The 12,635-nt window shown below is 71.2% G+C and carries 9 protein-coding genes; 8 read left to right on the top strand and 1 reads right to left on the bottom strand.

Annotation, left to right across the window (positions count from 1 at the left end; genetic code table 11):
* Positions 1–73: 73 nt before the first annotated feature.
* From ACIRS4_RS13765 to ACIRS4_RS13745, 5 genes are all read left to right on the top strand, one after another.
* Positions 74–832: an NUDIX domain-containing protein gene (locus tag ACIRS4_RS13765; RefSeq protein WP_404194448.1), complete on the top strand. Its 759-nt coding sequence runs from the start codon at positions 74–76 to the stop codon at positions 830–832.
* A gap of 50 nt (positions 833–882) precedes the next feature.
* On the top strand, positions 883–3,237 hold the full coding sequence (locus tag ACIRS4_RS13760) for an ATP-binding cassette domain-containing protein (protein WP_404194445.1): 2,355 nt from the start codon (positions 883–885) through the stop codon (positions 3,235–3,237).
* Positions 3,238–3,400: 163 nt separating this feature from the next.
* Entirely contained in the window at positions 3,401–4,288 is an 888-nt protein-coding gene (locus tag ACIRS4_RS13755) for a FadR/GntR family transcriptional regulator (RefSeq protein WP_404194442.1), read from the top strand.
* A 438-nt stretch (positions 4,289–4,726) separates the two neighbouring features.
* On the top strand, positions 4,727–6,271 hold the full coding sequence (locus ACIRS4_RS13750) for an RNA polymerase sigma factor (RefSeq protein ID WP_351337850.1): 1,545 nt from the start codon (positions 4,727–4,729) through the stop codon (positions 6,269–6,271).
* Positions 6,272–6,439: 168 nt separating this feature from the next.
* The gene (locus ACIRS4_RS13745) at positions 6,440–7,327 is read left to right on the top strand and encodes a S1 family peptidase (protein ID WP_404194439.1); all 888 of its coding nucleotides are present in this window, start codon (positions 6,440–6,442) and stop codon (positions 7,325–7,327) included.
* A 99-nt stretch (positions 7,328–7,426) separates the two neighbouring features.
* On the opposite strand, the gene ACIRS4_RS13740 is transcribed toward ACIRS4_RS13745, so the two are convergent.
* Positions 7,427–7,657, bottom strand: a complete 231-nt coding sequence (locus tag ACIRS4_RS13740; RefSeq protein WP_404194436.1) for a hypothetical protein — start codon at positions 7,655–7,657, stop codon at positions 7,427–7,429.
* A 445-nt stretch (positions 7,658–8,102) separates the two neighbouring features.
* On the opposite strand from ACIRS4_RS13740, the gene ACIRS4_RS13735 reads away from it, so the two are divergent.
* The 3 genes from ACIRS4_RS13735 to ACIRS4_RS13725 all read left to right on the top strand — a co-directional run bounded on the left by ACIRS4_RS13735 (position 8,103) and on the right by ACIRS4_RS13725 (position 12,606).
* The gene (locus ACIRS4_RS13735; protein ID WP_404194434.1) at positions 8,103–10,226 is read left to right on the top strand and encodes a type IIA DNA topoisomerase subunit B; all 2,124 of its coding nucleotides are present in this window, start codon (positions 8,103–8,105) and stop codon (positions 10,224–10,226) included.
* 221 nt (positions 10,227–10,447) lie between these two features.
* A complete protein-coding gene (locus ACIRS4_RS13730) occupies positions 10,448–11,017 on the top strand; it encodes a DUF485 domain-containing protein (protein ID WP_404194431.1) in 570 nt (189 codons plus the stop codon).
* Positions 11,014–12,606 carry a cation acetate symporter gene (locus ACIRS4_RS13725; RefSeq protein WP_404194428.1) on the top strand — a complete coding sequence of 531 codons (1,593 nt, stop codon included), beginning with the start codon at positions 11,014–11,016 and terminating at the stop codon, positions 12,604–12,606. Before ACIRS4_RS13730 ends, ACIRS4_RS13725 begins: the two co-directional genes overlap by 4 nt.
* The last annotated feature ends 29 nt before the right edge of the window (positions 12,607–12,635 follow it).

The following is a 12,635-nucleotide window of genomic DNA, read 5'->3' as shown; positions in this document are numbered from 1 at the left end:
GAGGAAGCGCCCGACGGGCTGCGAATGGGAAGCGTGACCTGTTTATCGTCAGGAAGACGACTATGATCGCCGCATGCCCTACGACCCGTCAGCGTTCCCGCCCTTCGCCGTCACCGTGGACCTGGTCGTGCTGACCGTGCGCCGCCATGCCCTGTGCGCTCTGGCGGTCCGCAGGGGCGAGCCGCCGTTCCAGGGCCGGTGGGCTCTCCCCGGCGGCTTCGTACGGGCCGACGAGGACCTCTCCCAGGCCGCGGCACGCGAACTGGTCGAGGAGACCGGACTGCACGCGCACGATCCCTCCGCCCCCGCCCAGGCCCATGGCGCCCACCTGGAACAGCTCGCCACCTACGGCGACCCCGACCGTGACCCCCGGATGCGTGTCGTCAGCGTCGCCCACCTCGCGCTCGCCCCCGACCTGCCGGCCCCCAGAGCCGGCGGTGACGCCAGCAACGCCCGCTGGGCGCCGGTCGAGGAACTGCTTCAGCGTGGCGGTCAGGGCCGGGACGGCGAACCGGTCGCGCCGCTCGCCTTCGACCACGCCCAGATCCTCGCGGACGGAGTGGAACGCGCCCGCTCCAAGATCGAGTACTCCTCGCTCGCCACGGCGTTCTGTCCCCCCGAGTTCACCGTCGGGGAACTGCGCCGTGTCTACGAGGCGGTGTGGGGCGTGTCCCTGGACCCGCGCAACTTCCACCGCAAGGTGACCGGCACGCCGGGCTTCCTGGTGCCGACGGGCGGCACCACGACACGGCAGGGTGGCCGTCCCGCCCAACTCTTCCGCGCCGGCGGTGCGACCCTGCTCAATCCGCCGATGCTGCGGCCCGAGGTGTGAAACGGGAGTCGCACCGAAGAAAACGGACATAACGCGCTATCTTGCTACGGGTGATCCAGGCTTTCGGACTGACCAGCGAACCGCGCAAGGAGCTCCCGCCCGCCCTCGACGACGTGTCCTTCGAGGCACGCTCGGGGCGCGTCACCGTTCTGCTCGGCACGCCGGGCGCGGGCAAGACCACGGCGCTGAGACTCATGCTCGAACTCCAACAGGGCTGTGGCATCACCTATTTCAGAGGCCGACCTCTGCACCGCGTCGCTCACCCCGCGCGCGAGGTCGGCGTCCTGCTGGGTGACGTGCCCGGGCATCCCGGACGCACGGTCCGCGGTCATCTGCGCATGCTGTGCGCGGCCGCCGGCGTCCCGGCCCGGCGGGCCGACGAAGTCCTGGAAGCGGTCGGCCTGGTCAGCCTCCGGGAGGAACGACTCGGCACCCTCTCCCGGGGTATGGACCGTCGCCTCGGACTCGCCTGTGCCCTCCTCGCCGACCCGCACACCCTTGTGCTCGACGAGCCCGCCGAGGGGCTCTCCGAGCGCGAAAGCCGTTGGCTGCACGGCATGCTGCGCGCCCACGCGGACCAGGGCGGCACGGTCCTCTCCACCACGACCGACCCCAAGGAGGCCATCCGCGTCGCCGACCGGGTCGTCACACTGGACGAGGGCCGGCTCGTCGCCGACCAGGAGGTGGGCGACTTCGCCCGCACCCGGCTGCGTCCACGCGTCGCCGTCCGCAGCCCCCACGCCGCCCGTCTCGCCGCCCTCCTCACGAAGGAGGCCCGCACCGGACACCGTTCCGTCGAGGTGGTCCAGGAGGACGGCAACCGACTGTCGGTGTACGGCAGTACCTGCGCCGCCGTCGGCGACACCGCCTTCCGGCACGGCGTCCTCGTCCATCAACTCGCGGACGAGGTGGGCGACATGGGCCCAGGAGCGGGAACGGGCGCCCCCGGGATCGCCGAACTTCCGCCGGCCCCGCCCCGGGGGACGACTCCGTCGGCCGGCTCCGCCCGACCCGCCCGCGATCCGGCCGACGCCGCGACGGCAGCCGCCCAGTCCGCAACCCGACCCGACGCCTCGGTCCCAGGCGCTTCGGCTGCCGCCCCGGCCAACGCCTCACCCGAAGGCGTTCCGGTCGACGCCCCGGTCGCCGACGCGCCCGTCGCGGCATCCGCGAAAGCCCTCGCTCGCCCGTCGTCCGATGCCCCGCCCGCACGCGGGTCGGCCCCCGCGGGAACCGCCGCCCCGGCCGACGACAGCCACGACGCCCGCCCCGAGGCGGCCACGAGCGACAGCCACGAAGCCCGCCCCGAGGCGGCCACGAGCGACAGCCACGAAGCCCGCCCCGAGGCGGCCACGAGCGACAGCCACGACGCCCGCCCCGAGGCGGCCACGAGCGCTTCAGGCCGCTCCGCGGTCGCCGTGCCGGGATCCCCCGCCCCGGCGGCAACCTCTTCCCCCGGCACCCCAGCCGAGCCGTCCGCCGAAACGCCCGCCACCAGATCCACCACGTCCATCACGCCCGACTCCGCGCCCCACGTCACCCGCCCCCCGGCGCAGCAACCCCCGCGGACCGCCGCGCGCCGCCGCCCCGGCGACCGCGGAGTCACCCTGCCGCCCCCCATCTCCGTGCGCCCCGCTCCCAGCCCTCTGCGCCCACTGCGCTACGAACTCCGTCGGGCCGCCGGCGTCGGCACCGGGTTCGTCACCGGCGCCGTCGTGCTCCTCGTCTCCGCCCTCACCGCCGTGTTCCTGGCGCGTGCCGGGCACACCACGCAGGGGCGTCTGCTGGCCGCCTGGCCCGTCGAACTGCCGCTGCCCCCCGCCGCGCTCGGAGCGGGACTGCTCGGGGCGCTCGCCTTCGGGGACGAGTTCCGCCACCCCGCGCTGGCCGCCGACCGCGGCACCGTCCCCCGCCGGTTGGGCATGCTGGCCGCGAAACTGGCGGTCGCCGCCTTCACCGCGCTGGCGCTGGCCTTCCTCACCGTGGGCTGCGACGCCGAAGTGCTCTACCTCCTCTACGGGCGGGAACACGCACAGGTTCCCGCGGACTGGGCCCAGTTGAGCGTGAGCTGGATCGGGCTCGTGGTCGGCTGCGCCTGGGCCGGCGTTCTGGCGGCCGGTGTCTTCCGCTCCACCACGGCGGGGCTCGCCGCGGTGGCGGCCGTGCCGGTGGTCGTCGTACCCGTCGTACACAAGGTCGTCCATGGCGTGTCCGTGCGGACGGCGGCCGGACTCTCGGTGCGGCTGCGCGAGGTGTTCTTTCTCCAGTGGCCCTTCGGCGGCGAGCGCTACCTCGCCGGGGCGGTCCGCGTGATCGGTCAACCCTTCGGCGGCGCACTGGCGTTGTCCCTGACCTGCCTGCTCGGCGCCTACCTGCTTACGACCGCGCGGAGTCGCGCGCGATGACCGCGGACCGTGCGCACCCGATCCCGACATGTGCGCAACTTCCCCACAGAAAGCCCATTTCTTTCCGATAAGGCGTCAATTCCGACGGGGTGAGCGATCACCCTTTCGTGCGCTTTTCACCAAAGCCCTCAAGGCAGTTGGGGGCAGCGCCGACAAAGGTTCCGTGAGTACCCTTGCGCACACCATGATGACCGCCGCCCGCTCCGCCGACTCCGGTCTGGCCGGCCCGGGCGAACTCGACCGCTACCCCTATGCCGAGCCGCCCGTCACCGAGCGCGTCGGAGCTCCCGTGTGGGAGGGCGCGGACCCCGAGCTGGGCCGTGTGGGCCGACGTGCCGCGGGCAGCCGCGGCCGCGGACTGCACGGCCAACTCGTCCAGCAGCTCGGTCAGATGATCGTCTCCGGTGACCTGGGCGCCGACCGCCCGCTCGTGCCGGAGGAGATCGGCCAGCGTTTCGAGGTGTCCCGCACCGTCGTCCGTGAGTCGCTCCGTGTCCTGGAGGCCAAGGGCCTGGTCAGCGCCCGCCCGAACGTCGGCACGCGCGTGCGTCCCGTGAGCGACTGGAACCTGCTCGACCCCGACATCATCGAATGGCGGGCCTTCGGTCCGCAGCGCGACGACCAGCGGCGCGAGCTGACCGAGCTGCGCTGGACGATCGAGCCGCTCGCCGCCCGCCTCGCCGCGGGGCACGGACGCGAGGACGTCCAGCGGCGACTGTCCGACATGGTCGAGATCATGGGACACGCCATGGGGCAGGGTGACGCGCTCACCTACTCCCGCGCCGACGCCGAGTTCCACTCCCTGCTCATCCAGATCGCCGGCAACCGCATGCTGGAGCACCTCTCCGGGATCGTGTCGGCCGCCCTCCAGGTCTCCGGCGGACCGGTCACCGGCTGCGACCGGCCGAACGAGGCGTCCCTGTCGCACCACGGCAGAATCGTCGACGCGCTCGCCGCGGGCGACGGCACCGGAGCCGAGGCGGCCATGCGTCAGCTGCTCACCGTCCACCCCGAGGTCGAGCGAGTCGTGCCGGCGCCGCGCGAGCACTGACCGCACCCCCCGCGGGCGGTGTGGTCGGGGTCTCGTGCCCCGTCGTCTTCCGGCCCCTCCTCACGGCCGGCGCCCCGCCCCGTCCGTCGGACCCCGCAGTGCCCGCCAAGGGGCCGCGGGGTCCGACGGCGCGAAGAGGCCGGTTGGGCGGCGGTCGCGTGGGTAGACGTCGCGGGTGACCATAAGTGCCCGTGTCTGACCGTTTTTGAGTGCTTACGCGGTGTGACTCGGGCCACGAAGATTAGGCGTAACGCTCATGGAAACAACGCGATGACCTAAGAGGTGACAGCCGCGGAGGGAATACGGACGCCGTACAAGGCGCTGTGCATCTTCCCGGCCCCCGCCCGCACCGTCGGCCCGTCCCCGAGGCCGGTGGTCGGCTCCTGTCCGCAGTGGACGGGGCCGGAAGTCGTTTTCCAACGTTCCGAGAGGTTGTTCGTGTCGGCCAGCACATCCCGTACGCTCCCGCCGGAGATCGCCGAGTCCGTCTCTGTCATGGCGCTCATTGAGCGGGGAAAGGCTGAGGGGCAGATCGCCGGCGACGATGTGCGTCGGGCCTTCGAAGCTGACCAGATTCCGGCCACTCAGTGGAAGAACGTACTGCGCAGCCTCAACCAGATCCTCGAGGAAGAGGGTGTGACGCTGATGGTCAGTGCCGCGGAGCCCAAGCGCACCCGAAAGAGCGTCGCAGCGAAGAGTCCGGCCAAGCGCACCGCCACCAAGACGGTCGCGGCGAAGACGGTGACCACCAGGAAGGCCACCGCCGGAGCCCCGGCCGCCCCGGCCGCGCCCGCTGTGGACGACCCCGCCGAGGAAGCCGCCCCCGCGAGGAAGGCGGCAGCCAAGAAGACCACCGCCAAGAAGGCGGTCGCGAAGAAGGCCGCCCCGGCCAAGAAGACGGCGGCCAAGAAGACCGCCGCCAAGAAGGACGACGTCGAGCTCATCGAGGAAGAGGTCCTCGAGGAAGCCGCCCCCAAGGCCGGCGACGAGCCCGAGGGCACCGAGAACGCCGGCTTCGTCCTGTCCGACGAGGACGAGGACGACGCGCCCGCGCAGCAGGTCGCCGCGGCCGGCGCCACCGCCGACCCGGTCAAGGACTACCTCAAGCAGATCGGCAAGGTCCCGCTGCTCAACGCCGAGCAGGAGGTCGAGCTCGCCAAGCGCATCGAGGCCGGCCTGTTCGCCGAGGACAAGCTCGCCAACGCCGACAAGCTCGCCCCCAAGCTCAAGCGTGAGCTGGAGATCATCGCCGAGGACGGCCGCCGCGCCAAGAACCACCTCCTGGAAGCCAACCTCCGTCTGGTGGTCTCCCTGGCCAAGCGCTACACCGGCCGCGGCATGCTCTTCCTGGACCTCATCCAGGAGGGCAACCTCGGACTGATCCGCGCGGTCGAGAAGTTCGACTACACCAAGGGTTACAAGTTCTCCACGTACGCCACGTGGTGGATCCGCCAGGCGATCACCCGCGCCATGGCCGACCAGGCCCGCACCATCCGCATCCCGGTGCACATGGTCGAGGTCATCAACAAGCTCGCGCGCGTGCAGCGCCAGATGCTCCAGGACCTGGGCCGCGAGCCCACCCCGGAGGAGCTGGCCAAGGAACTCGACATGACCCCGGAGAAGGTCATCGAGGTCCAGAAGTACGGCCGTGAGCCCATCTCGCTCCACACCCCGCTGGGCGAGGACGGCGACAGCGAGTTCGGTGACCTCATCGAGGACTCCGAGGCCGTCGTCCCGGCCGACGCGGTCAGCTTCACGCTCCTCCAGGAGCAGCTGCACTCCGTCCTCGACACCCTCTCCGAGCGCGAGGCCGGCGTCGTCTCCATGCGCTTCGGTCTCACCGACGGTCAGCCGAAGACCCTCGACGAGATCGGCAAGGTGTACGGCGTCACGCGTGAGCGCATCCGCCAGATCGAGTCCAAGACCATGTCGAAGCTGCGCCACCCGTCGCGCTCGCAGGTACTGCGCGACTACCTGGACTAGACGGCGACCGACGCCGCCCGGCCGGCGTCGACGTCACAGCCCGACGCCGAAGGCCCGGTTCCCCTCGTGGAGCCGGGCCTTCGGCCTGCCGTGCGGCGCGCGGGTGCGCGTCGGCGCGCACTGGATCACCCTGGGTGTTCATCGATCACTTCAGAGTGAGGAGCGCGCATGCGTCGTCCCTTGGTCCGGGCGCTGACCCGGCCGCTGGTCCTGGCGACCGCGGCGATGGCCATACCCCTGGTGACAGCCGTGCCGGCGGCCGCCGACGGGGTGGTCGTGGGTGGGTTCCCGGTCGATGTGTCCACCTCGCCGTGGACGGTGGCGCTGTCCAGCCGTGACCGGTTCGGAGGTACGAGGTCCGGGCAGTTCTGCGGCGGCGTGGTCGTCGGCCCGTCCGCCGTGCTGACGGCCGCCCACTGCATGGGTCAGGAAGTGCTCGGAGCGCCCAGAGCGCGCGATCTGAAGGTCGTGGAGGGTCGCACCGACCTCTCCACCGGCGCAGGCCGGGAGATCGCCGTGAAGGGCGTCTGGGTGAACCCGGCCTACGACACCCAGAGCAACTCCGGGGACTTCGCCGTCCTCACGCTCGCCCAACCCCTGCCCCAGGCCTCGGTCGTCGCCATGGCCGCCACGGGCGACCCGGCCTACCAGCCCGGCACGGAGGCCCTGGTCTACGGCTGGGGTGACACCACGGGCGGCGGCTCCTACCCGCACAGTCTGAGAGCGGCCCGCGTGCACGTCCTGCCCGACAGCTCCTGTGAGTCCGCCTACCCCGGCGGGCGGGACGGCAGGTACATGGCGAAGACGATGGTGTGCGCGGGGGAGGCGAAGGGCGGGCACGACTCCTGCCAGGGCGACAGCGGCGGACCGCTGATCGCACAGGGTCGGCTGATCGGGCTCGTCTCCTGGGGCAGCGGCTGCGGGGAGGCGGGGAACCCTGGCGTCTACACCCGTGTGTCCGACGTCGTACGGGCCTGGAAGGAGGCCCTGGCCGCCGGCTCCGGCTCCACGCCCGCCGAGGCCGCAGCCGCCGGCCGGCCGGGCGCGGCCCGCTGAAGCGGGGAACACGAGTGCGGGCGGCCGCCCCTGGCGATCAGGGGCGGCCGCCCGCGTGCCGGCCTAGCCGGTCTGGCTCGTCGTCGAACGCGTCGGTTGTCAGCGCTCTTCTTCGGAGGCGGATGCGGGAACGGTCGTCAGCCGCTCCGTCTCGTCCTGTATCTCAGCGGCGATCTTCTTGAGTTCCGGCTCGAACTTGCGGCCGTGGTGGGCGCAGAAGAGCAGTTCTCCGCCGCTGAGCAGGACGACGCGCACGTACGCCTGTGCGCCGCAGCGGTCGCAGCGGTCAGCGGCCGTCATCGGGCTCGCGGGGGTCAGAACAGTAGTCACGTCGCCTCTTCTCTAGCTCGACGAGCTGTCGTACCAGGGTCAACATCCAACCAGCCCCAAAACGTTCCCGCTCGTGGCTTCTCCTCGGAAAATTCTTTCCGAGGTGGCCGTCTGCTGCCGGTTTGGCGGCGAATGTGCCGTATTGCGTGTCTGATGTGTCTTACGGTTTCGCGCTGTCGGTCATGGTCCGGTCCTCCCGGCTGGATTGCCGGTTTGCTCATGAGGACGTGCCCGGAGCCTAAATGGTTCATGCCTCGAAGGGAACGTGATATGTACTTCACCCCATCGAGGGATCGAACATCCATGCGAGTCTGGACTACTGTGAGTTTCGGACGAGGGTGGCGTTACAACGGCTCTACCAGGCCTCGGTACCCTCTTGGCGGCGACCGAAGCCGCGCCCTTACCCATAAGGGCCCACCGTGAAATTCAGCGAGGAGCGAACCGCGTGACCGCCGATACGTCCGTGCCGTCCACTGCGCTGCTGGCAGGAGCAGACCGGGACGGTTCCAACTACACCGCGCGGCACCTGCTCGTCCTCGAGGGGCTCGAGGCCGTACGCAAGCGCCCGGGCATGTACATCGGATCGACCGACAGCCGTGGCCTGATGCACTGCCTGTGGGAGATCATCGACAACTCCGTGGACGAGGCCCTCGGCGGCTACTGCGACCACATCGAGGTCGTCCTCCACGACGACGGCTCGGTGGAGGTGCGCGACAACGGCCGCGGCATCCCGGTCGACGTCGAACCCAAGACCGGCCTGTCCGGCGTCGAGGTCGTCATGACCAAGCTGCACGCCGGCGGCAAGTTCGGAGGCGGCTCCTACGCCGCCTCCGGCGGTCTGCACGGCGTCGGCGCCTCCGTGGTGAACGCCCTCTCCGCCCGCCTGGACATCGAGGTCGACCGCAGCGGCAGCACGCACGCGATCAGCTTCCGCCGCGGCGTGCCCGGCGCGTTCGCCACGGGCGGACCGGAGGCGAAGTTCGAGGCCGCGGGCGGCCTGCGCAAGACCAAGAGGGTCCCCAAGACCCGCACCGGCACGCGGGTGCGTTACTGGGCCGACCGGCAGATCTTCCTCAAGGACGCCAAGCTCTCCCTGGACACGCTCCACCAGCGGGCCCGCCAGACCGCGTTCCTGGTGCCCGGCCTGACCATCGTCGTCCGCGACGAGTACGGCCTCGGCGAGGGCGGCAGCAAGGGCGAGGAGTCCTTCCGCTTCGACGGCGGCATCAGCGAGTTCTGCGAGTACCTCGCCACGGACAAGCCCGTCTGCGACGTGCTGCGCTTCACCGGGCAGGGCACCTTCAAGGAGACCGTGCCCGTCCTGGACGACCACGGTCAGATGACGCCGACCGAGGTCACCCGCGAGCTCGGCGTCGACGTCGCGATGCGCTGGGGCACCGGCTACGACACGACGCTGCGGTCGTTCGTCAACATCATCGCCACGCCCAAGGGCGGCACCCATGTCGCCGGCTTCGAGCAGGCCGTCGCCAGGACGATGAACGAGGTGCTGCGCACCAAGAAGATGCTGCGCGTCGCCGAGGACGACATCGTCAAGGACGACGCCCTGGAGGGCCTGACCGCCGTCGTCACCGTCCGGCTCGCCGAGCCCCAGTTCGAGGGCCAGACCAAGGAGGTGCTCGGCACCTCGGCCGCCCGCAGGATCGTCAACACCGTGATCGCCAGGGAGCTCAAGGCGTTCCTGACCTCCACCAAGCGCGACGCCGCCGCTCAGGCGCGCGTCGTCATGGAGAAGGCCGTCGCCGCCGCACGCACGCGTATCGCGGCCCGTCAGCACAAGGACGCGCAGCGCCGCAAGACGGCCCTGGAGTCCTCCTCGCTGCCGGCCAAGCTCGCCGACTGCCGCAGCGACGACGTCGACCGCAGCGAACTGTTCATCGTCGAGGGCGACTCCGCGCTCGGCACGGCCAAGCTCGCCCGCAACTCCGAGTTCCAGGCACTGCTGCCGATCCGCGGCAAGATCCTCAACGTCCAGAAGTCGTCCGTGACCGACATGCTGAAGAACGCCGAGTGCGGCGCGATCATCCAGGTCATAGGGGCCGGCTCCGGGCGCACGTTCGACATCGACGCGGCCCGCTACGGCAAGATCATCATGATGACCGACGCCGACGTGGACGGCTCCCACATCCGGTGCCTGCTGCTGACGCTGTTCCAGCGCTACATGCGGCCCATGGTCGAGGCCGGCCGGGTGTTCGCCGCTGTCCCGCCGCTGCACCGCATCGAGCTGATCCAGCCCAAGCGCGGCCAGGACAAGTACGTCTACACGTACTCGGACCGCGAACTGCGCGACAAGCTCATGGAGTTCCAGAGCAAGGGCATCCGCTACAAGGACTCCATCCAGCGCTACAAGGGCCTCGGCGAGATGGACGCCGACCAGCTGGCCGAGACCACGATGGACCCGCGGCACCGCACCCTGCGCCGGATCAACCTCTCCGACCTGGAGGCGTCCGAGCAGGTGTTCGACCTGCTGATGGGCAACGACGTGGCGCCGCGCAAGGAGTTCATCTCCAGCTCGGCGGCGACCCTGGACCGCTCCCGCATCGACGCCTAGGGCATGTCGCGAAAGCAGCGTCGTCCGCCCGGAGGGCGTCGCGAGACGGAGGGCACCTCTCCCGCACTTGAGGCAGTGGGGGAGGGACTTTCGCAACACGCCCTGGCCGGCGCCGCCCGGCTCGTCGTCCCGGGGCGCCGCTCAGGCTCCTGGTCACCTGATGGAGTGAAGAGCGCGGGGAAGAGAAGTCGGGGATCTTCCCGTTCTGTCCATCCTTGGGCATGCAGTCAAGCAACAGACGTGCCCTCGGCAGCGGGGACGGTTCCGAAAGTCCGGGCGACCATCGGCAGGGCCACGGTCTGGCGTTCGACGAAGCGCCGGCGGACGTGCGCTACGACGACCCCTGGTACGACGCGCTCGCTTCCGCCTGGGCCGAGGCGGGCGCGTCGGCAGCCCCCACCGCGCCCCCTCCCGCGACCGGTGTCCCTGCCGCGCGCCGGGCGCATGAGGACGCGGCCGCGGCAGAGGTCTACCTCGAAGTGCAGCGCAGCGAGGCCTTCCGGGAGGTGCGGGGCCGCTACCGGCGGTTCGTCGCCCCCGCGACCGCCGGATTCCTCCTGTGGTACGTGGCGTACGTGGTCGCCGCGACCACCGCGCCCGGCCTCATGGCGCGGCCCGTGGCCGGCGCGGTGAACGTCGCGCTGCTCGCCGGCCTCGGCCAGTTCCTCACCACCTTCCTGCTCACCTGGGCCTACTCCCGGCACGCACGGCTGCGCAGGGACCGTGCGGCCCTCGAACTGCGCTGGGACACCCAGGAACTGACGCGCGGGGCGCGGGGCGGTGCCTCGTGACCGGAAACCACCAGACCCTGGCCCTGGCCCTCTTCAGCGCCTTCATCGCCGTCACCCTCGGCATCACGACCTGGGTGAGCCGCGACCGGCACGGCTCGGCGGAGGAGTTCTACGTCGGCGGGCGGCTGTTCTCGCCGATGGAGAACGGGTTCGCCATCGCCGGCGACTACATGTCGGCCGCCTCCTTCCTCGGCATCTCCGGACTCATCGCCCTCTTCGGCTACGACGGCCTGCTGTACTCGGTGGGCTTTCTCGTGGCCTGGCTCGTGGTGCTCCTCCTCGTCGCCGAACTGGTGCGCAACTGCGGGCGGTTCACGCTGGCCGACGTGGTGGCGGCACGCATGCGCGAGCGGCCGGTGCGGATCGCGGCGGGAACTTCCTCGGTGACGGTGTCCGTTCTGTATCTGGTGGCGCAGATGGTGGGCGCGGGCAGCCTGGTGGCGCTGCTCCTCGGCCAGAGCGGCGAGGCGGCGAGGGCCTGGACCGTCATCGGCGTCGGCGCGCTCATGGTGATCTACGTGTCGTTGGGAGGGATGCGGGCCACCACCTGGATCCAGATCGTGAAGGCGGTCCTGCTGCTCGGCGGCACCGTCGCGCTCACCGTGCTCGTCCTGCTGCGCTTCCACGGCGACTTCGACCGGCTGCTGCTGACGGCCGCCGAGCGCAGCGGGCACGGCGCCGCGTTCCTCGCCCCCGGCCTGAAGTACGGCGGGGACTGGACGGCGCGGTGCGACTTCATGAGCCTCGGACTCGCGCTGGTGCTGGGCACCGCCGGTCTGCCGCACATCCTGTCCCGCTTCTACACCGTGCCCACCGCGCGGGCCGCCCGGCGTTCCGTGGTCTGGTCGATCGGGCTCATCGGCGGCTTCTACCTGATGACGATCGTCCTCGGCTTCGGCGCGGCGGCGATCGTCGGCCCCGACGCCGTCCGGGCGTCGAACGCGGCCGGCAACACCGCCGTGCCGCTGCTCGCCCTGGACCTGGGCGGCGGAGCCGGTTCCACGGGCGGGACGGTGCTGTTCGCGGTCGTGGCGGCCGTCGCGTTCGCCACCATCCTCGCGGTGGTCGCCGGGATCACCCTCGCCTCCTCGGCGTCCGTGGCCCATGACCTGTACGGCTCCCTGCGGCGCCGGCACACCGACCCCCGGGGTGAGGTCGCGGTCGCGCGGTTCGCCGCCGTCGGGGTCGGCGCGGTCGCGATCGGCCTCGGCCTGCTCGCCCGCGACCTCAACGTCGCCTTCCTGGTCGGGCTCGCCTTCGCCGTCGCCGCGTCCGCGAACCTGCCGGTCCTGCTGTACTCGCTGTTCTGGCGGAACTTCACCACCCGCGGCGCGGTGTGGGCCGTCTACGGCGGACTCATCCCCGCCGTGGCGCTCGTGGTGCTCTCGCCTGTCGTGTCGGGCAGCCCCGAATCGCTCTTCCCGGCAGCCGACTTCCAGGTGTTCCCGCTGCAGAACCCCGGCCTGGTCTCCATCCCGCTCGGCTTCCTCGCCGGCTGGCTCGGCACCCTGACCTCGGGCGAGCGGCCGGACGAGGCCAAGCACGCGGAGACCGAGGTCCGCTCACTGACGGGAGCGGGCGCGGCCTAGCTTCATCGCCCCACAGGGCCTCTGGACGA

The organism is Streptomyces sp. NPDC101166 (assembly GCF_044768125.1).
Taxonomy (GTDB): Bacteria; Actinomycetota; Actinomycetes; order Streptomycetales; family Streptomycetaceae; genus Streptomyces.
The sequence above is the reverse complement of the archived record's forward strand: the minus strand, read 5'-3'. Positions and strand labels throughout refer to the sequence as shown.